19 protein-coding genes are annotated in these 20,884 nt (G+C 50.3%); 17 read left to right on the top strand and 2 right to left on the bottom strand.

Annotation, left to right across the window (positions count from 1 at the left end):
- The 11 genes from F7R27_RS13450 (at position 1) to F7R27_RS13400 (ending at position 8,986) form a co-directional block, all read left to right on the top strand.
- The gene (locus F7R27_RS13450; RefSeq protein WP_151704786.1) at positions 1-813 is read left to right on the top strand and encodes a ParA family protein; all 813 of its coding nucleotides are present in this window, start codon (positions 1-3) and stop codon (positions 811-813) included.
- On the top strand, positions 813-1,748 hold the full coding sequence (locus tag F7R27_RS13445; RefSeq protein ID WP_151704785.1) for a ParB/RepB/Spo0J family partition protein: 936 nt from the start codon (positions 813-815) through the stop codon (positions 1,746-1,748). Before F7R27_RS13450 ends, F7R27_RS13445 begins: the two co-directional genes overlap by 1 nt.
- Before the next feature lie 222 nt (positions 1,749-1,970).
- On the top strand, positions 1,971-2,378 hold the full coding sequence (locus tag F7R27_RS13440) for an ATP synthase subunit I (RefSeq protein ID WP_151704784.1): 408 nt from the start codon (positions 1,971-1,973) through the stop codon (positions 2,376-2,378).
- Positions 2,379-2,394: 16 nt separating this feature from the next.
- Complete coding sequence (gene atpB, locus F7R27_RS13435; protein WP_151704783.1) at positions 2,395-3,219, top strand: F0F1 ATP synthase subunit A; 825 nt, start codon at positions 2,395-2,397, stop codon at positions 3,217-3,219.
- A gap of 73 nt (positions 3,220-3,292) precedes the next feature.
- Positions 3,293-3,517, top strand: a complete 225-nt coding sequence (gene atpE, locus F7R27_RS13430) for a F0F1 ATP synthase subunit C (protein ID WP_151704782.1) — start codon at positions 3,293-3,295, stop codon at positions 3,515-3,517.
- Positions 3,518-3,592: 75 nt separating this feature from the next.
- Positions 3,593-4,063: a F0F1 ATP synthase subunit B gene (locus tag F7R27_RS13425; RefSeq protein ID WP_151704781.1), complete on the top strand. Its 471-nt coding sequence runs from the start codon at positions 3,593-3,595 to the stop codon at positions 4,061-4,063.
- Between the two features lie 12 nt (positions 4,064-4,075).
- Positions 4,076-4,612, top strand: coding sequence for a F0F1 ATP synthase subunit delta (locus F7R27_RS13420; protein ID WP_151704780.1), 537 nt, complete (start codon positions 4,076-4,078; stop codon positions 4,610-4,612).
- 16 nt (positions 4,613-4,628) lie between these two features.
- Positions 4,629-6,173: a F0F1 ATP synthase subunit alpha gene (gene atpA / locus F7R27_RS13415; RefSeq protein ID WP_151704779.1), complete on the top strand. Its 1,545-nt coding sequence runs from the start codon at positions 4,629-4,631 to the stop codon at positions 6,171-6,173.
- Between the two features lie 74 nt (positions 6,174-6,247).
- Positions 6,248-7,111 (top strand): F0F1 ATP synthase subunit gamma, encoded by an 864-nt coding sequence (gene atpG / locus F7R27_RS13410; RefSeq protein WP_151704778.1) that lies wholly within the window; start codon positions 6,248-6,250, stop codon positions 7,109-7,111.
- Positions 7,112-7,148: 37 nt separating this feature from the next.
- Entirely contained in the window at positions 7,149-8,528 is a 1,380-nt protein-coding gene (atpD, locus tag F7R27_RS13405) for a F0F1 ATP synthase subunit beta (RefSeq protein ID WP_151704777.1), read from the top strand.
- A 32-nt stretch (positions 8,529-8,560) separates the two neighbouring features.
- Complete coding sequence (locus tag F7R27_RS13400; protein ID WP_151704776.1) at positions 8,561-8,986, top strand: F0F1 ATP synthase subunit epsilon; 426 nt, start codon at positions 8,561-8,563, stop codon at positions 8,984-8,986.
- A gap of 176 nt (positions 8,987-9,162) precedes the next feature.
- Here F7R27_RS13400 and F7R27_RS13395 read toward each other — a convergent pair whose 3' ends face one another.
- Both F7R27_RS13395 and F7R27_RS13390 read right to left on the bottom strand, forming a co-directional pair.
- Positions 9,163-10,119 carry an alpha/beta hydrolase gene (locus F7R27_RS13395; RefSeq protein WP_151704775.1) on the bottom strand — a complete coding sequence of 319 codons (957 nt, stop codon included), beginning with the start codon at positions 10,117-10,119 and terminating at the stop codon, positions 9,163-9,165.
- A 15-nt stretch (positions 10,120-10,134) separates the two neighbouring features.
- The gene (locus F7R27_RS13390; protein ID WP_151704774.1) at positions 10,135-10,875 is read right to left on the bottom strand and encodes a TrmB family transcriptional regulator; all 741 of its coding nucleotides are present in this window, start codon (positions 10,873-10,875) and stop codon (positions 10,135-10,137) included.
- Positions 10,876-10,980: 105 nt separating this feature from the next.
- Here F7R27_RS13390 and glmU point away from each other — a divergent pair, with 105 nt between their 5' ends.
- The 6 genes from glmU (at position 10,981) to F7R27_RS13360 (ending at position 20,880) form a co-directional block, all read left to right on the top strand.
- Positions 10,981-12,348: a bifunctional UDP-N-acetylglucosamine diphosphorylase/glucosamine-1-phosphate N-acetyltransferase GlmU gene (glmU, locus tag F7R27_RS13385; protein ID WP_151704930.1), complete on the top strand. Its 1,368-nt coding sequence runs from the start codon at positions 10,981-10,983 to the stop codon at positions 12,346-12,348.
- An 11-nt stretch (positions 12,349-12,359) separates the two neighbouring features.
- Positions 12,360-14,186, top strand: coding sequence for a glutamine--fructose-6-phosphate transaminase (isomerizing) (gene glmS, locus F7R27_RS13380; protein WP_151704773.1), 1,827 nt, complete (start codon positions 12,360-12,362; stop codon positions 14,184-14,186).
- A gap of 135 nt (positions 14,187-14,321) precedes the next feature.
- Positions 14,322-15,137, top strand: a complete 816-nt coding sequence (locus tag F7R27_RS13375) for a TnsA endonuclease N-terminal domain-containing protein (RefSeq protein WP_151704772.1) — start codon at positions 14,322-14,324, stop codon at positions 15,135-15,137.
- Positions 15,127-17,205 carry a Mu transposase C-terminal domain-containing protein gene (locus tag F7R27_RS13370; RefSeq protein WP_151704771.1) on the top strand — a complete coding sequence of 693 codons (2,079 nt, stop codon included), beginning with the start codon at positions 15,127-15,129 and terminating at the stop codon, positions 17,203-17,205. Before F7R27_RS13375 ends, F7R27_RS13370 begins: the two co-directional genes overlap by 11 nt.
- Positions 17,198-18,799 (top strand): ATP-binding protein, encoded by a 1,602-nt coding sequence (locus F7R27_RS13365; RefSeq protein ID WP_151704770.1) that lies wholly within the window; start codon positions 17,198-17,200, stop codon positions 18,797-18,799. Before F7R27_RS13370 ends, F7R27_RS13365 begins: the two co-directional genes overlap by 8 nt.
- 59 nt (positions 18,800-18,858) lie before the next feature.
- Positions 18,859-20,880, top strand: a complete 2,022-nt coding sequence (locus tag F7R27_RS13360) for a DNA phosphorothioation-associated putative methyltransferase (RefSeq protein ID WP_151704769.1) — start codon at positions 18,859-18,861, stop codon at positions 20,878-20,880.
- Positions 20,881-20,884: the final 4 nt, after the last annotated feature.

Raw genomic sequence — 20,884 nt, 5'->3', positions numbered from 1 at the left:
GTGGCCAAAATCCTCACGATCACCAACCAGAAGGGTGGTGTTGGCAAGACCACAACCTGTGTCAATCTGTCGGCTTCACTCGCTGCGACACGCAAGCGGGTGTTGATGATCGATCTTGATCCTCAGGGCAATGCCACCATGGGCAGCGGCATAGATAAACACCAGATAGAGAGCTCCTCCTATGAGGTGCTGATCGGCGACAAAACTGCCGAGGAAAGCATCATCAAGACGGAGTGCGGCTATGATCTGATCGGTGCCAATGGTGACCTGACGGCTGCCGAAGTCGAGTTGCTGCAACTGCCCCGTCGCGAATTCCGCCTGAAGATGGCGCTGCTGCCGATCCAGGATCGCTACGATTTCATTCTGATCGACAATCCACCCTCGCTGAACCTGCTGACCGTGAATGCCCTGTCGGCATCGGCAGGTGTGATCATACCCATGCAGTGTGAATACTATGCACTGGAGGGGATCAGCTCTCTGGTTGGTACTATCGAAAAGATCAATAAGCGCCTCAATCCCATGCTGAGAATCGAGGGGATTCTGCGCACCATGTTTGACCCGCGCATGAGTCTGACCAAGGATGTATCCACCCATCTGGTCGAATACTTCGGGGACAAGGTTTATCGCACCGTGATTCCACGCAATGTGCGCCTTGCCGAAGCGCCCAGTCATGGTTTGCCGGCCCTTCAGTATGATAAAAGCTCCCGCGGATCTCTGGCCTATCTTGCACTGGCCGGCGAATTGATCAGACGCACCGAGCAGGAGCAGCGTGATAAGAAGAATGATCAGAAAACGGAACAGGAATCAGTCTGATGGTAGTCAAGAAACGTGGTCTCGGCCGAGGCCTGGATGCCTTGTTGTCTGGCATGAACGAGGATACCGAGAGCAGCGTTCCTGTTGTTGCACCTGATAGTGCAGCACCTGAAATCGCTGAACCCCATTCCGAGAAAACTCACACTGACGGACAGCTAAGTTATCTGGGTCTTGATCAGATCATCAGTGGCCGTTTTCAGCCACGTCGTGATATCGAACCCCAGGCGCTGGAGGAGTTGGCCGAATCGATCCGCTCTCAGGGGGTGATGCAGCCGATCGTTGTGCGCCTGATTGAATCCGGCGAGTTTGAAATCATAGCCGGTGAGAGACGCTGGCGCGCATCGCGTATGGCTGGTCTGCAGCAGATACCGGCAATCATTCGTGATGTGCCCGATGAAGCGGCCATTGCGATGGCGCTGATCGAGAATATCCAGCGTGAAAATCTCAATCCTATTGAAGAAGCCTATGCCCTGCACCGCCTGCAAAACGAGTTTCACCTGACTCAGCAGCAGGTTGCCGAAGCCGTGGGTAAATCCCGCTCCACCATCACCAACCTGCTGCGGCTGATGAATCTGACCGATGAGGTCAAGCGCATGCTGGAGTATGGTGATATCGAGATGGGTCACGCCCGTGCCCTGCTGGCACTGAGTGATGAGCTGCAGATTCAGGCGGCATCTGAAGTGGTCGCGGCTGGTCTGTCGGTGCGCCAGACTGAACAGCTGGTGAAAAAACTCCAGGAAGGCGACCCATTGCCCAGGCCCAGACCTGAAAAACATGAAGCCCTGGCCGCTCTTTCGTCAAAACTGACACAGAAATTTTCCATGCCGGTCAATGTGACCGGAAATCCTCAGGGTAAAGGAAAAATAAGTATCGCTTTCAGCTCTCCCGAACAGCTTGAAAAGCTGCTCAATCTGTTGGAACAGACCCCTAACTGATTGTTTTTAATGTGCTGCAGTGCACCAGTATGGTTCATCCTTTAGTCTCAGGCCTGCCATATCCGGTCATACATTAGTGCTAAATATAGTCGGATTATGTTGAGTAACGAGGGTTAAGCACCTATAATCCCACGCTGTTTAGCGTTGTGAGATTGGGAAGCAGGCCGGAATTTGGAGAATCACGAAGAATCAAGGCAGGTTGTTCATGGAACTGTGCATGGTGTGCGATCCACATCAGCAGATAAGCAGAACAAGCGACTGGCCCTGCAGTTTTTTCGTATCCTCTTCATCCAGACAGCCATGGTATCACTGCTGTCGATTCTGGGACTGTTGAACAGTCTGGTAACAGCCTACTCCATCCTTCTCGGAGGTATGCTGTATCTGTTACCCAACATCTATTTCACGGCCAGAGCGTTGCTCGGAAAGCAGCTGCATGAGCCGAAACAGATATTGGCACGCATCTATGTAAGTGAACTAGGGAAAATGCTGCTGGCGGTTGCATTGTTCAGTGTAACCTTTATGCTGGTTCATCCTTTGAGCCCATTTTCCCTATTTGGCACATACATTCTGTTGCAGATCAGTGGTTGGTATCTGCAGTTCGGGCTGAATAACCGATTTCAAAAACTTTGACTGAGAGACGCTGAGAATGGCAAGCGAAAATCCTACATCCTCAGAATACATATCCCATCACCTCAGTAACCTGACGTTTGGCAATCATCCTGTTAATGGATGGTCATTTGCCGGCGGTGAAAAGGCTGCTGAGATGGGATTCTGGGCGATCAATGTCGATACCATGTTCTTTTCTATCCTCACTGGCGTATTTTTTCTGTGGCTGTTCAAGAAGGTTGCAGATAACGTCGTTGTCGGTGTTCCGAACAATCTGCAAAACTTCATCGAAGTGGTGGTGGAGTTTGTTCAGGACAACGTGAAGAGCATTTTTCATCACAATAATCCGACAATAGCGCCTCTGGCACTGACAGTGTTTGTCTGGATATTCCTGATGAACCTGTTGAAACTGATTCCGGTGGACTTCATTCCGCGCATCGCGACGGAACTGGGTATTCCCTACTGGAAAATCGTACCCACTACAGATATCAATGCCACCCTGGGCATGAGCTTCAGCGTGTTTGCACTGATCATCTACTACAGTATCAAGGTCAAAGGCATCAAAGGTTTTGCTGCTGAACTGTCCCTGCAGCCGCTGGGCAAATTCTTTATTCCTTTCAACCTTTTCCTTGAGATTGTAAACCTGCTGGCGAAGCCGGTATCGCTTGGTCTGCGTCTGTTCGGAAACATGTATGCCGGTGAGATCATCTTTATCCTCATCGCGCTGCTGCCGTTCTGGATTCAGTGGGTACTGTCTGTGCCCTGGGCGATCTTCCACATTCTGGTCATCGTGCTGCAGGCGTTCATCTTCATGGTGCTGACTATTGTCTACATGGCAATGGCGCATGATGAGCATGATCACTGACGATACCCGTGTGGTCGGGTAAATAGTTTTCTTTAAAATTAACTTTAACCTTTAGAAATGTTGGAGAAAAAAAATGGCTGAACTGCTGTTTGTTGCTGTGGCACTGCTGCTGGGTCTGTCTGCACTGGCTGGTGCTCTGGGCGTAAGTTTGCTGGGTGGTAAGTTCCTCGAAGGTGCTGCTCGTCAGCCTGAGCTGGTTCCTCTGCTGCGTAGCCAGTTCTTCATCGTGGTCGGTCTGGTTGACGCGATTCCGATGATCGGCGTAGGTATGGCTCTGTACATGCTGTTCGCAGGTTGATGGCTGGTTCTGGTAAACACTGGGACTGACCCGAAAGGGTTACAACCATATTAATCAACCGCGAGAGGTAATGGCGTGAATTTAAATCTCACCATCATTGGTCAGGCCATCGCATTCGCCATTTTTGTTGTTTTCTGCATGAAGTACGTATGGCCACCTATCACTGGTGCCATGGCAGAACGCAAGAAGAAGATTGCCGAAGGTTTGGATGCAGCCGATCGTGCTGAGCGTGATCTGAGGCTGGCTCAGGAAAAAGCCGCCGATGATATGCGTGAAAGCAAAGAGCAGGCTGCTGCCATCATTGAACAGGCCAACAAGCGGGCAAACCAGATAGTTGAAGAGGCAAAAGACCAGGCGCGTCAGGAAGCTGAACGCATCAAGGTATCTGCCCTTTCTGAAATTGATCAGGAAGTCAACCGGGCTAAGGAAGAACTCCGTGCTCAGGTGGCTGTGCTGGCATTTGCCGGCGCTGAGAAAATTCTGGAAGCCTCTGTTGACCAGAAAGCACATGCCAAGCTGGTTGATAAACTGGCAGCTGAGCTTTAAGCGAGGTTTATGATGGCTGAACTCAACACAGTAGCTCGACCTTACACTAAAGCAGCGTTCGAATTTGCGCTGAGCAAAGACGCCCTCGAGCAATGGTCGGATATGCTGGCTGCTGCTTCTCTGGTCGTAAAAGACAGTGAAATGGTACGAGTACTTGGTAGCCTGTCTTTGACCTGGAAGCAAAAAGCAGAGTTGCTGATATCTGTCTGTGAGAAACAGATGGACGATGCCCGCAGTAATTTCATTTATCTGCTGGCGGAAAAACAGCGACTGCCTCTGTTGCCTGAAATTGCACTGCAGTTTGCGCAGCTGAAAGCGAATCATGAGAAGTCTGTCGATATCACCATCACGACAGCCTTTGCACTGGAAGACGCGCAGCAGGAGCAACTGGTTCAGGCATTACGCTCCAGACTCGGGCGGGAAGTGAAAATGACATCAACAGTGGATCAGTCCATTATTGGTGGCGTTGTCATCCGCTCAAACGACCTTGTGATCGACGGTTCCGTTCGTGCTCGACTGGCGAAACTGGCCGAAGCGATGAATTCCTGAGTAATGGGGAATAACAATGCAGCAACTGAATCCATCTGAGATCAGCGAGATTCTCAAGAAGCGCATCGAAAAACTTGATGTGTCTTCTGAAGCCCGTAATGAGGGCACAATCGTAAGCGTATCCGATGGTATCATCCTGATTCACGGTCTTGCCGATGTTATGTACGGCGAAATGATCGAGCTTCCCGGTGGTATCTACGGAATGGCACTGAACCTCGAGCGCGACTCTGTCGGCGCCGTGGTTCTGGGTGACTACAAGGACCTGGTAGAGGGCATGACTGCTCGTTGTACCGGTCGTATTCTTGAAGTTCCTGTGGGTCCTGAACTCCTCGGGCGTGTTGTTGACGCTCTGGGTAATCCGATTGACGGTAAAGGCCCAATCACTACATCCATCACTGAGCCGCTTGAAAAAGTGGCACCTGGTGTAATTGAACGTAAATCGGTTGATCAGCCTGTCCAGACAGGTCTGAAAGCGATCGATGCGATGGTTCCAATCGGCCGTGGCCAGCGTGAGCTGATCATCGGTGACCGTCAGGTTGGTAAATCAGCTATCGCTATCGATGCGATCATCAACCAGAAAGGTACTGGCATCAAGTGTATCTATGTTGCGATCGGACAGAAGCAGTCCACCATCGCCAACGTTGTACGCAAGCTGGAAGAACATGGCGCGATGGATCACACCATCGTTGTGGCAGCCGGCGCGTCCGATCCTGCTCCCATGCTGTTCCTGGCACCTTATGCCGGCTGCACCATGGGTGAATACTTCCGCGACCGCGGTGAAGATGCACTGATCATCTATGATGATTTGACCAAGCAGGCCTGGGCTTATCGCCAGATCTCCCTGCTGCTGCGTCGTCCACCAGGACGTGAAGCCTACCCAGGCGACGTATTCTATCTGCACTCCCGTCTGCTTGAGCGTGCGGCGCGTGTTAACGCTGAATATGTTGAAAAATTCACCAATGGTGAAGTGAAAGGTAAAACCGGTTCTCTGACAGCTCTGCCTATAATTGAAACCCAGGGTGGCGACGTATCTGCGTTCGTACCAACCAACGTGATCTCGATTACCGATGGTCAGATCTTCCTTGAATCAGATCTGTTCAACTCCGGTATCCGTCCTGCGATCAACGCAGGTCTGTCGGTTTCTCGTGTCGGTGGTGCAGCTCAGACCAAGATCGTCAAGAAACTGGGTGGTGGTGTACGTCTGGCACTGGCACAGTATCGTGAACTTGCTGCTTTCGCACAGTTTGCTTCTGATCTTGATGAAGCGACCCGTTCCCAGCTGGAGCATGGACAGCGTGTAACTGAGCTGATGAAACAGCACCAGTACTCACCAATGTCTGTCGCAGAAATGGGTCTGAGTCTTTACGCTGCCAACGAAGGCTACCTGAAAGATGTAGAGCTGAACAAAATTGGTGCCTTCGAGGCTGCTCTGATCTCTTACTTCAACAGCGAGTGTGCTGATCTGATGAAGAAGATCAACGATTCCGGCGACTATAACGACGAAATCGCAGCACAGCTCAAGGCTGGCATCGAGAAGTTCAAATCTACCCAGACTTGGTAATTACTCGTCAGAGTACAGGGTCTGCGGACATTGTCCGGCAGACCATGCACTGAGTTAGGAATAGAGGCGAAACTATGGCAGTCGGAAAAGAGATTAAGACAAAGATTGCGAGTATCGGCAGCACGCGCAAGATCACCAGTGCCATGGAAATGGTTGCTGCGTCGAAAATGCGTAAGGCTCAGGATCGCATGAGGTCCTCACGTCCATATGCCAACGGCATCCGTGGAGTTATTCAGCATCTGGCCAAGGCCAACCCTGAATACAACCACCTCTACATGCAGGAACGGGAAGTCAAACGCGTCGGTTTCATCATCGTCGCAACTGACCGTGGCCTGTGTGGCGGTCTGAACGTTAACCTGTTCAAGGCGGCTGTTGGAAGAATGAAGGAATACCACGACCAGAATGTCGAGATTGACATCTGTGCGCTGGGTTCCAAGGCGATCAGCTTCTTCAAGAGCTTTGGCGGCAATGTTGTTGCTGCACGCGGTGGTCTGGGCGATCAGCCTGAACTCGCCGACCTGATAGGCTCTGTCAAGACGATGCTGAGTGCCTTCGAAGAGGGCCGAGTGGACAAGGTATTTGTCGTTTCGAATGAATTCGTCAATACCATGACACAGCAACCTAATGTAGAGCAGCTGTTGCCATTGCGCGCAGTCGAAAGCGATGACACTCCCACTCATAACTGGGACTACATCTATGAGCCGGATGCGAGACAGGTGCTTGAAGCCCTGCTGATCCGCTACATAGAGTCGATAGTCTACCAGGCTGTGATTGAGAATCTTGCCTGTGAACAGGCAGCAAGAATGCTGGCGATGAAAAACGCGTCTGATAACGCTGCTGACCTCATCGATGAGCTTCAGATGGTTTATAACAAGGCTCGTCAGGCGGCAATCACTCAGGAAATTTCTGAAATTGTCAGTGGTGCTGCTGCTGTTTAATGCAGTGAACAGGTTTAAATGTTAAGAGGATCCGAACATGAGTAGCGGACGTATTGTTCAGATTATCGGCGCGGTCGTTGACGTGGAGTTCCCACGTGACGCCATTCCGAAAATTTACGACGCTTTGCACGTCGCAAAAACAGGCCTGACACTGGAAGTTCAGCAGCAGCTGGGCGATGGTGTTGTAAGGGCTATTGCTATGGGTCAGACTGAAGGCGTCAGCCGTGGTCTGGAAGTATCCAACACCGGTTCACCTATCTCTGTACCTGTCGGTACGGCGACTCTGGGTCGAATCATGGATGTACTGGGTAACCCAATTGATGAAGCGGGCCCTATTGGTGAAGAAGAGCGTATGCCTATTCACCGTGCGGCGCCAAGCTTTGCTGATCAGTCAGCTTCCAATGAACTGCTCGAAACCGGCATCAAGGTCATCGACCTGGTTTGCCCGTTTGCCAAGGGTGGTAAGGTTGGTCTATTCGGTGGTGCGGGTGTTGGTAAAACCGTCAACATGATGGAACTGATCCGTAACATCGCTATCGAGCACTCTGGTTTCTCGGTTTTCGCTGGTGTAGGTGAGCGTACTCGTGAGGGTAACGACTTCTACCACGAAATGAAGGACTCCAACGTACTGGATAAAGTATCCCTGGTTTATGGACAGATGAACGAGCCGCCGGGTAACCGTCTGCGCGTTGCTCTGACCGGTCTGACCATGGCTGAGAAATTCCGTGATGAAGGTCGTGACGTTCTGCTGTTCGTCGACAACATCTACCGCTACACCCTGGCGGGTACCGAAGTATCTGCTCTGCTGGGTCGTATGCCTTCTGCAGTAGGTTATCAGCCTACACTGGCAGAAGAGATGGGTGTACTGCAGGAGCGTATCACCTCCACTAAAGTGGGCTCCATCACGTCTATCCAGGCCGTATACGTACCAGCGGATGACTTGACTGACCCATCACCTGCAACCACCTTCTCGCATCTTGATGCGACAGTCGTACTGTCTCGTCAGATCGCGGAGCTGGGTATCTATCCTGCGGTTGACCCTCTGGATTCGACTTCACGTCAGCTGGATCCTCTGGTTATCGGTCAGGAACACTATGATGTTGCGCGTAATGTTCAGGGTGTACTGCAGCGCTACAAAGAGCTGAAGGACATCATTGCGATTCTGGGTATGGACGAGCTGTCTGAAGAAGACAAGCAGATTGTATCCCGTGCGCGTAAGATTCAGCGATTCCTGTCGCAGCCGTTCTTCGTTGCGGAAGTCTTCACCGGTTCACCGGGCAAGTACGTTCCGCTGAAGGATACGATCAGCAGCTTTAAAGGCATCCTGGAAGGTGAGTATGATCATCTGCCGGAGCAGGCCTTCTATATGGTTGGTGGTATCGAGGAAGCGATTGAAAAAGCCAAGGGCATGAAATAAGTTCTGGCTAAACCTTCCAAGAGGTAATCAGCATGGCTGTAACTGTACAATGTGAAATCGTCAGCGCCGAAGAGCAGATCTTCAGCGGTCTGGTCGAGTTCATTTCAGTGACAGGAAGCATGGGTGACCTGGGCATACTGCCCGGTCACACTCCGCTGTTGACGGAACTGAAACCCGGCCCTGTCGAGCTGCGCAAGGCAGGTGGTGAGGATGACGTATTTTACGTCTCCGGTGGATTTATCGAAATCCAGCCAAACAAGGTCATCGTACTGGCAGACACCGCTCTGCGTGCGAAGGATCTTGATGAAGCTGCAGCTGTAGAAGCTCAGAAACACGCGTCGCACGCACTCTCAGACAAGAGTGCAGAATTTGAATATTCACGTGCTGCCGGACAACTGGCTGAAGCCGCTGCGCAACTTCGTACCTTGCAGCAGATCAGGAAAAAACTCGGCAAGTAACCCCTTCTGGATGTTACTTACCAACAAAAAGCAGCCTTCGGGCTGTTTTTTTTATGCACAGGGATGTGCAGTATGCTGGCAACGCAGGAGCGGTTGCCAGTATTACAGAGGGATGAGCTGTACCCTGGCAACGCAGGAGCAATTGCCAGCTGGATCTTTCTCTCCACCTGTCTCTATCAGAAGCTCTTCCGGTTAAGGAAGGCCGCCATCGCCTGGTAGCTCAGAGCGCAGGCATCCGGTACCAGATCCTCCATATTCAGAAAGGCATGCAGCAGGTTGTCGAATGCCAGATGCTCAGTCTCAACCCCTAGCGCATCGAGACGTTGGAGGTAAACGGCTGCTTCATCCTTTAACGGACAGTAACCTGCGGTGATGATGAAGGTGGGTGGCAGTTGTGCGCTCATGGGCATATGCAGTGGGGAAGCGGCGACACGATCCTCGTTGTGCTGAAAATACTGTTCGTAATACCAGAGGATGCGGGCTTTCTCGAGCAGATAGCCTTCACTCAGTTGCTCAACCGATGGATGCGCCAGTGTGTAATCCAGATTGGGGTAGATCAGCAACTGGCGGCTGATAGGGTGAGGCTGTTCGGATTGCAGGGCGGCACAGACGGACGCAGCCAATGCACCACCGCCGGAGTCGCCAGCGATATTGAGCTGATCGGTGATGAGTCGCTGCTTCTCTTCCAGTACTGGCCGGATATGTCTGACAACACTGATGGCATCATTCAGCGCACAGGGATAGGGGCACTCTGGAGCCAGACGGTATTCGAGCGACACAACCAACTGGCCACTGGCTGCAGCCAGCTTGCGGCAGACAGGGTCATAGACACTGACGCTGCCGGCGAGATGTCCACCGCCATGCAGGTACAGACAGACAGGCTTGGCCTGTGTCGGGTCAGGATCGTATATTCTTACTGGCACACTGTATTCGCCACCCGACACCATCGCATCCCCGATCCAGGGCAGAGATGGCTTGCTCGTGACCAGTGAAGCGGTCAGATAGGACAGCCCCTCACGCACCGCAATCGGTGTCAGACTGGTGCCTGAGGCTCTCTGCTGTGCCAGGGCGCGATTGAAGGTCTCCAGCCAATCGGCAAGCCTGGGATCAAGGGGTGGCAGGCTGCTATTCATTAAACATATTCCTTTTCAGATATAGCCCCACAGGGTATCAAAAATAATCTTCTGGGCCATCGCCACCTCCTGAGAGTCTATCACTACAGCGGTCGGATAGTTGTCCGATGCCAGGGATATGATGGCACAGCGCGGTGGATAGATGGCGATATAGGCGGCATCGACCGGTCCTTCGGTCTTGATCCATTTACGTTCCGACAACTCGGCACTTTCACCACCATCGCCGATGGCTATTACTCGCACATGGATACCGCGCTGGATACGCTGTGCCGTGAAGGTCGGGAAGGGGCGATACAACAGGGGACGGATCGGTTTGGAGGAGAAAACCCGATACTGCTTGTCATCCTGTTGTGATACCTGAGACAGGATATCCCGCAGTACCTGCTCGATTCCGGCATCGCCTTCATAAAACTGGACATTGGCGGCACTGAAATCGGGTTTGAGATGATGCAGCTCGGGAATGATCCGAGTTTTCAACTGACTGATGGTCTGATCCAGCTGTGTCTTGCGCTCCTCAGCCAGTTGCAACAGCACCTCTGGCTCTCGGGCAGAAAAGTAGCGACGCTTGCCTTTGGGCAGATAGGCGACGATGCCCTGCTGCTGCATCTGCTTCAGCAGGTCATAGGTTGTGCCGCGATTGACACCGGAGCGCTCGGCAATAGTGCGTATTGGACTTGGTCCAAGCGACAGCAGGCTGCGATAGATGCTGACGGCGCGGATATCCAGGCCGAGTTGTGCAAAGATTTGATCATCCATTTGTCAATTTTTCTCTGACAAAACATATTGCTTGATTCTGACAATCCTGTAAATTCGGGTCAATACTTGGACAAACTATTTATCTCAGGGATTTTTTGCTTGGATATGAACATTGAAGTCGTGATTCTGGCGGCCGGTCAGGGCACGCGGATGAAATCTGCCTTACCCAAGGTGATGCACCCGTTGGCGGGCAAGCCGATGCTGCAGCATGTGATCGACAGTGCGTCACAGTTGCCGGAGGCGGCGATTCAGCTTGTCATAGGCCATGGTGCCGATCTGATCCGTCAGGCGATGGCTGATCAGTCACTGCGCTTTACGCTGCAGGAACAGCAACTGGGTACCGGGCATGCGGTGCTGCAGACCCTGCCGCACTGTGCCGATGATGCGATCATGCTGATTCTGTATGGTGATGTACCGCTGATCCAATACAAGACAATGGCACAGATGGTCGCGCTTGCCAGCCATCAGCAACTGGCCCTGTTGACGGTTAATCTGGACGATCCAACCGGCTATGGCCGCATTCTGCGCAATACTGCGCATGAGGTAGTCGCGATTGTTGAGCAGAAGGATGCCTCGTCAGAGCAGCTCAAGGTCACGGAAGTGAATACCGGTATCATGGCGCTGCAGGTATCAATGCTGCGCGAGTGGTTGCCGCAGTTGTCATCGAGCAATGCCCAGGGAGAATATTATCTGACCGATATCATCGCCATGGCCGCTAATGCCGGAGTGCCAATTGCCACGCTGCAGCCGGATGCTGAGCAGGAGGTGCAGGGCGTCAACAATCGGCAGCAACTGGCTTTGCTGGAGCGTTGGTATCAACTGCAGCAGGCGCAGCAACTGATGGCTGATGGCGTCACCCTGCCCGACCCGCAACGGATCGATATCCGTGGCCGCCTGCAGACCGGACGTGATCTGTTCATCGATGTGAACTGCGTGTTTGAAGGTGAGGTGGAGCTGGGCGATGGCGTGGTGATAGGTCCCAACTGCGTGATCCGCAACAGCCGTATCGGTGCACATACCCGAATTGAAGCCAACTCCATGCTGGATGGTGTGATCGTCGCTGACAATGCCAGTATTGGCCCCTTTGCTCGTCTGCGTCCCGGTACTGAGCTGGCGACAGGTGCACGTATCGGCAACTTTGTTGAAACCAAAAAGGCGCAGATCGGTGCCGGCAGCAAGGTCAATCATCTGAGCTACATTGGTGATGCCGAGGTTGGCGAACAGGTTAACATTGGTGCAGGAACGATTACCTGCAACTATGATGGCGTGAATAAATTCAAGACCGAGATCGGCAACGGTGCCTTTATCGGCTCCAATACATCATTGGTGGCACCGGTGAGTGTCGGTGATGGCGCCACGATCGGCGCTGGCTCAACCATCACCAAAACGGTTGGTGAGCAGCAGTTGGCAGTTGCGCGCGGTAAACAGATCAACCTGGACAGCTGGAAGCGGCCGACCAAAACCCGGTCCTGAGGAGAAGTATCATGTGTGGAATAGTAGGAGCAGTTTCAGTCAGACCGGTTGCGGGTATTTTGCTGGAAGGTCTGCATCGTCTGGAATATCGTGGCTATGACTCAGCTGGTATGGCGGTGATGGTAGATCAGCAGATAGGTCGTTTGCGCCGTGCCGGTAAGGTTCAGGCGTTGCAGGATGCACATGATGCACAACCCCTGTCCGGTTCGACCGGCATCGCGCATACCCGCTGGGCGACACACGGCAAACCGACTGAAGGCAATGCGCATCCGCATATGTCTGGCGACAGACTGGCACTGGTGCATAACGGAATCATCGAGAATTTCGAACCGATCAAGGCTGAACTGATGGCTGCCGGCTATCAGTTCAGTTCGGATACGGATACCGAAGTGGTGGCCCACCTGATCGATCAGGCTGTCAAACAGGGCCAGAGCCTGCTGCAGGCATTCAAAACTTCGGTTGCACGACTCAAGGGTGCCTTCTCACTGGGAGTGATCCATGCCGACTACCCGGAGCTATTGCTGGCGGCACGTAAAGGCAGCCCATTGGTGATCGGTGTAGGTATCGGAGAGCACTTCATCGCGTCGGATCAATTGGCACTGCTGCCGGTGACTGACCGCTTTATCTTTCTGGATGAGGGCGATGTTGCCTGTATCACCACTGGCAGCGTCACGATCTATAACGCAGCAGATGAGCAGGTGGAGCGTCCATCACACCTTTTTGAGCATGGCATCAGCTCGGCAGAGAAGGGGCAGTTCAAGCACTTCATGCTGAAGGAGATCTACGAACAACCAGCTGTCATGCAACAGGTGCTGGAAGGCCGCATCAGCGGTGATCATCTGCTGGAGCAGGCGTTCGGTATTGAGGCGGGTACCGTTTTTGATCAGGTACGCCAGGTGCAGATCGTCGCCTGCGGTACCAGTTTCCATGCAGGGTTAGTGGCGCGCTACTGGATCGAAGAGCTGGTTGGTATCCCCTGTTCGGTCGAGGTGGCAAGCGAGTTCCGCTACCGTCAGGTGGTGATACCCGAAGGCACGCTGCTGATCACCCTGTCGCAGTCAGGCGAAACGGCCGATACCCTGGCCGCACTGCGTGAAGTGAAATCACGCGTGCTCGCAAGTCTTGCGATCTGCAACGTGCCCGGCAGCTCACTGGTACGCGAGTCCGATCTGTGTCTGATGACCAATGCAGGCCCCGAGATCGGCGTCGCTTCGACCAAGGCGTTCACGTCGCAACTGGTGGCACTGATCCTGACAACTATTGCACTGGGCCGTCGTTTCGGTATGACGCCAGAGAAAGAAGCCGAGATCATCGGGCAACTCAAGCAACTGCCGGATCTGCTGCGTGATCTGCTGGCACTCGACAAGCCGGTGGCGCTGATGGCGGAAGCCTTCAACGAGAAGCACCATGCGCTGTTCCTGGGCCGCGGGCCGCTCTGCCCGATCGCCATGGAAGGAGCGCTGAAGCTCAAGGAGATCTCCTATATCCATGCTGAAGCCTATCCCGCCGGTGAACTCAAGCACGGCCCACTGGCACTGGTCGACAAGGATATGCCGGTGGTGACCATCGCCCCGCGCAATGAGATGCTGGATAAGCTCAAGGCTAACCTGCAGGAGGTCCGTGCCCGTGGCGGAGAGTTGTTTGTCTTCTCCGGCTGTGAGCAGAGCATTCGCCCGGAAGACGGTGTGCATGTGATCAGCCTGCCGGAAGTGCCGAGATTGCTGGAACCAATCGCCTACACCCTGCCGTTGCAGTTGCTGTCCTATTACGTAGCTGTGCTTAAAGGTACGGATGTCGACCAGCCTCGCAATCTGGCGAAGTCAGTCACGGTGGAGTAGGTGTAAACCCCCCAGTAAAAACTGTTGTAAGAGTATAATAAAGTTTGATAAATTATAATAAAATTTGATATTTTATAATAAAGTTTGATAATTATTGGCCTCCTGCTATGCTTGGCGCATATGGAGGCCTTTTTTATGTCAGATACCAATAAGCCTATCGACCCCAAGCACAAGAAATTACTTCTATCCCGAGGGAAGGGATACGGTCGTGACTATGAACCATTTATTAAGGTTCATGAGTTGAGTAGCCAAGGTGAAAGCGTCCGTATTCGCAGTGCAACGGTTGGTCGAGTTCATCACTTGCTGTCCGGTATCGAACTTCTCGCCTTTCTCATTTTTGACCAGCATGAGCAAACTATTGATATCAGGGAACAGTTTCCCATAGCTGTAGAAAATACATTGGATATCTGTTCACAGCTCGGGATTCGTCATCCTCAAGTTCGTGGAAAGCTGACAGTGGTTACTACTGATCTTTTGATCGACTTTTCAGGTGGATCAAAATTGGCCATAGCAGTCAAATCATCTTCGGAGCTGACTAAGCCGCGAGTCATAGAAAAGCTGCAAATCGAAAAATTTTACTGGGAGTCACGCAACACCGAGTGGAAAATTTTCACTGAAAGAGAGGTTTCCGACGGTCTTCGTGAAAATCTGCTTTGGATACAGCCCTATTTGAGTGAAGAAAACGGACTCCATCATCAGATCTCGATGGATGATGTTCAAGGACTTTTGAATAGGATAAGTGAGTATCCAAATATAAAGGTTACTCGATTGTGTGCAATGCTCGACGATAAGTACGGTGTGGAACCGGGATATCATTTAACTACTTTTCGGTATGCCTTAGCCAACCGATTTGTTTGTGCCCAGATGAACAAACCATTTCATAGCTGGACGTTAGAGGACCTGGTAATCAGGGATGCACGCTTAATCGGAGTATCTCACAATGCTTCTTAACCAGGTATTCAAAGACTCTCATACTGGACGACGCTACAGAGTGGTTCTTGAGCTGATCAATGACTTAATGTTGATCGATATCGATAGTGATAAAAGCTGGCCTTTTCCAATTACTGAAGAGGAACTGAAACAGGCTGAATTTGAACTGATATCTGATCCCTACCCCTTACCGAGTGTGGATGAAGGCAGCCCAGCAGCATTGAGGCGTGATGAAGCGTGGATGGTTATTGAACCGCTACTGAATAACTATACATCACTCTTTATAAAGGCAGAGCGAAACAAGCTCATAGGACAATTGCTATCTAGCATTGATAAACCAAGGCTTTATGTTACGAGGCAACTTCGTCGCTACTGGCAGCGTGGTATGGTGCCTAATGCATTAGCACCTGACTTTCAAAAATGTGGGGCAAAGGGCAGAAAACGGCGTGAAATCGAGAACAAGTTGGGTCGCAAACGCTCTGTATCGTCTGGAGTTGGAGTGCTGGTCACGGATGAGGTGGCTGAATTGTTCCAGTTGGTAATTGAGGGTTTTTTCCTTGTAAATGAGAAGCTCCCCCTGACTGCGGCGAAGGATAAGGCTGTTGGCCTGTACAAAGCGCGCTTTCCAAATGCGGATAAGTCATCTGTACCGACAATGGCTCAGTTCCGGTATTTCTATAGAACAAACTATTTACCCTCTGATGTTGCAAAAATAAGAACTCCCTCCCGGATCTATCAAAAAGACATACGTACTTTAACCAGCACATCGAGTAACCTGAATTTTGGTCCTGGAGCACGCTATGAAATCGATGCCACGATAGCTGATATCTACCTGGTATCAGACAGGGACCCGAGCGTGATTATTGGTCGGCCTGTCATTTACCTTGTAACGGACGTGTTCAGTCGTATGGTTGTTGGTATGTACGTTGGGTTGGAATACCCCTCGTGGGTTGCTGCAATGATGGCATTGGCTAATGCGTTCAGTGACAAAAAGACTTTTTGCCAAGAGTATGGGATCACAATCAGAAATGAGGATTGGCCAAGTGCAGGAATCCCTGCTGGAATCATGGCTGACCGCGGAGAGCTTCTTTATCGTCAGGCTGATGTGTTGGTGAACCGATTTGGGATACAACTAAGCAACTCTCGTGCATATCGTGGAGATGATAAGTCAGTCTGTGAGCGATACTTCAAAACAATACAGAGCCAATTTCGCCCTTATGTTGGTGGGATTGTTGAACCTGTTAACGGGAAAAAGCGCATAGGTTACCGATACGAACTGGATGCAGTCGTTAGTCTTACCGATTTTACTAAGATATTGATTAATATTGTAATTAACCACAATATGATACACGTTGTAAAGGGTTACGATTTTGCTCCAGACATGCCGGTAGACTTGCCGTCTATACCCAAAGAACTATGGAATTGGGGCATCCAGAATCGAACAGGTAAGCTGCGCCCCTGTGATGAAATGTTGTCTAGAATCAACTTGTTGCCTTACGAGACCGGCACCTTGTCAAATATGGGTATTACCTTTAAAGGGATGGTTTACACCTGTAGGGAAGCAGTAAAAGCAGGTTGGTTTGAGCGAATCAGACAAAATCGTCCTTCTAAAGTTGATATAGCCTTCGACCCACGACAGACCAATACCGTTTACTTGAGACCAGACAATTCGTTTGAGAACTATTGGGTGTGTGAACTATCAGACCGGAGTCGACGCTTTCGAGATATGAGCTTTGTTGAAGCCGCTGGTGTTCTGAAGGCAATGAGGCGTACCAATGCTCTGGCAAAGGAGGTTGAGGCGTATAAAAAGCCCGATGTAATAGCTGCTGTCGAAGAGATTGTTGCCGCGGCACAGAAAAGACAGAAGGAAAGCAAAACCTCTATGACAGATACGCAAAGGCTGAAGGGTATACGCCAGAATAGGGTTAAAGAGAAAGAGGCAGAAAGGAAGCGGAGTATTCATGGAGGGGCTAAACCTGAAAAATTTAACAAGCCAGCTGAAGTGATTCCGCTCAAAAAAAATTCAACGATCAATGACAAGCTTGACTACCCCGACATGGATAGCTTCCTGGAGGAAGAGGATGATTAAACTGCCCTTAGCTGAATACAGGACGGCTGAAATACAGGAGTATCAAGGGCATCCATTGATCAATGCTTTGCCGCCAATTAACTCGCCTCAGCAAACTGCTCAGTTGCTGTCACGCTTTCCAAGAGTAGATGAAGCTGAAAAATCACTGTCCGCCCATATCAGACGTCATGCGATGATGAGAATTCTGGACCAGTTCCTTTATCCGACTAAATCACATCTTCAGTTGGAGCAAATGATTTCCGGGATGCTTCGTCGAGGGTACTTGAGTAGAAATATAGCGGCAATTGATTACCAAAGAAATCTTGATGACGCGAGCCGGACAGACTTTGCAGCCATTGCCAGAAATGCCGGTAATGAAGCATTGGTTAGCTCTGTTATCGGATGCTCTGGAACTGGTAAATCAACAGCTGTTGAAGCCATATTAAAAGGTTATCCCCAGGCTATTTTTCATCCTGAGTACCAGCATGTGCAACTGGTGTGGTTGAAGGTGGAGTGTCCACATGATGGCTCAGTGAAAAACCTTTGTACAAATTTTTTCAGAGCTGTTGATGATGCGTTGAGTACAGATTACCAGCAGTTGTACGTGAAGAGTCGTTCCTCTGCTGAGTCAATGCTAGGAGATGTGGCTCGTGTTTCGGCTTTGCATTCATTGGGATTACTTGTCATAGATGAGATTCAGCACCTGGAAAAGTCTCGCTCTGGGGGAGCAGCCAAGATGTTGAATTTCTTCGTTACACTGACCAATGTCATCAAGGTCCCGGTTCTCTTTGTCGGAACTCCTAAAGCGCTGGAGCTATTTCAGCCGACAATGCGATCTGCTCGAAGGGCTGCTCAGTTTGGCAGTCTAGATTGGGGGCGATTTGCCCGGACAGATGTCGATGGAAGTGATGGCGAGTGGGAGCGTTTTATTAAGAGGCTCTGGAAGTTACAGTGGTTCAAGCATCCCACGCCACTCACGGAAGAGATGATGGAATTGTTCTGGCACTATACTCAAGGAGTTGCTCATATAGCTGTTTCGTTATTCTATCTTTGCCAAGCCAGAGCTGTAGTTGCTAATCGTGAGATCATCGATCGTGCTCTTGTTACAAAAGTGTACCAGGAAGAGCTGGCAATGATTCATCCGATGATTGCAGCGCTGCGAAGCGGTCGCGAGGAACAGATCCTGCAATATGATGATCTTGATTTGCCAAAGGAATCAATCCGAAATACCAGCTATTCAGCAGCACCAATCGCTCTGGTGCATGAACAGGCATCTGTCACCAAGCAAGAAGGCAGTATGCAGGAGCGATTGACTGCTCTACTGGTTCAGATAGGTATTGGTGATGATATTGCACCTATTATTGCAGAGCAGGCATTGGATGAAAGGCCCGATGAAAAGGATAATCTTCTGGGTTTGCTTGCCCACATCCAGAGTATGAACAGTAAGGTAGAAACAACTACCTCGACCACTAGTACCCAAAAACCAAAGAAACAGGTGTTAAACCCAGCATATGTGGATCATGACTTGAGATTAATGCGAGATGATGACTCAGAGCAGACCTATCAGAACCTCAAAAAGAAAGGTGTGGTGATTGATCTGCTTGAGTATATATAAATGCATGGGTAATTATTTGCATTTAAACGTAGCTTTGGACAATGTAGAAATTTTCTCTTATGGATAATCACGCTGAAAACTTCGCCTACTGGATAAAGCAGCTGCCTATCGGAAAAAAACTTCCAGACGCGGTATATTTACACAAATCAGCTCTTCAACATAGCGCGCCAATGCTACACGGATTCTGTGCTACTGTAGCAAAAGCCCTTAAAATTGAAGATACTGCTTGGGATCTTGTAAAGCTCCACCGCAAGGAGTTTAAGGTAGCCTTCCTCTCTTACCCCGATTTTTATACTGACTCATACCCCGCTTTAAAAAAGAGCACTCTTGTTGATTTATCTAAACTCTCTACCAAAGAAACTAACTACGAGGACTCGGAAAATCCGCCGATTTTGCACAGAAAAGAGCTTATGATCCTCGAAAGCGATCCTCATCATGCCCTTTTCAAAGAGATCACTGAGGAGGGCGAAAATGCGGGATTATACGAAAATCCATTCAAAATTGGGTTCCAACAGACTTGGCTACGATTAATCAGTGATAAGGGCTACTGCCTTATCGATGGACGCCTAGTGCGCAGTTCAAGTGTCGCTCTATTAGATGATATACAGCAAGTCCACAGACACCTTACTGCTATCACTCGCTATGAGCTTTCAACGCCACTCAAAAGTCTTGCTAAGCATGGATACCTAGATGGCAATCACACAATTTTTGACTATGGGTGCGGTAAAGGTGATGACCTTCGTGAGTTAGAAGCACATGGCTTATCGGCTATGGGGTGGGATCCAAACTTTAGGCCCGATGCTGATATTACCGAAGCTGATGTAGTAAATATTGGCTTCGTCATTAATGTTATTGAGGATATCGATGAGCGTATCGAAGCACTACAGAAAGCATATATCCTTGCTAACAAGATTTTAGTTGTTTCAGCTATGGTAGCTGGAGAAGCTACCATATCTAAATTCAAACCATACAAAGATGGTATTCTGACATCGAAGAATACTTTTCAGAAATATTACTCACAGTCAGAGTTACAAAGCTTTATCGAGCGCACGCTAGAAGTAGATGCCATTGCTGTGGCACCTGGAATTTTTTATGTCTTTAGAGACCCCATCGAGCAACAGAGCTATCTCTCAGAACGGCAGCGTCGTCATAGAGAGTGGAACCACTTATCTAACCGCGAGTCTCGTAGCAAGGCAGCGGCTGTAATCTTTGCTAAGCACCAACCACTACTTCAGTCTTTTTGGTCAACCTGCCTAGAGCTAGGTCGTCTACCTGCATTAGATGAGCTAGAAGATCCAAAGGCACTTGAAGAGGCTCTTGGTAGCCCTAGAAAGGCTTTACAGGTTCTCGAAGCAACCGCGGATATAGAAGATCTCAAACTAGCGAGTAGCCTCAGAACAGAAGATCTACTGGTCTACTTTGCTCTTGGTCTTTTTGGTAAACGTAAGCCATACACTCATATGGCCGAAGGCATGAAAAGGGATATTAAAGCTTTCTTTGGCACTTATCAAAACGCAATCGAAAATGCCAAGGAGGCGCTTTTCTCAGTATCTAATGTACAACTGATAAATGAACTCTGCGAAAAATCGGCAACAGAACTGCCAGCTTGTCAGCTCAATACCAACCACTCTCTTGTTTTCCATGAGCGCTATCTCAACCAGCTTGCACCAGAGCTTCGTATCTATGTTGGATGTGCAGCTCAGCTCGTTGGTGAACTGGAAGGCATTGACCTAGTCAAGATTCACATCACCTCAGGCAAAGTTAGCTTTATGGTGTATGAAGAGTTTGATAGCTCCCCCCTACCAAAGCTAGTTGAACGCATAAAAGTACGAATGCGCGACCAAGATGTCGATTTTTTCGACTACGTAGAACCCTACAAACCTCCGCTTCTGTATTGGAAAAGTCGCTACATCGATGAGAGCTTTGAGGATCATAAAAAACAGTTAAGTTTTGATAAAAAGCTCGCAGCGACAGGTATAATGAAGCCTGATAAAGAGTTTGGTCCGATGCGTTCTGAACTCGACTGGCAGCTACGCGAGCTAGGACTAGAGATCCGCGGATACCGCCTCTATAAGGTTTAATAAC

This window comes from Nitrincola alkalilacustris (assembly GCF_008973755.1).
In the GTDB taxonomy this organism is placed as follows: Bacteria; Pseudomonadota; Gammaproteobacteria; order Pseudomonadales; family Balneatricaceae; genus Nitrincola; species Nitrincola alkalilacustris.
This window is presented reverse-complemented; position numbering and strand designations above follow the sequence as displayed.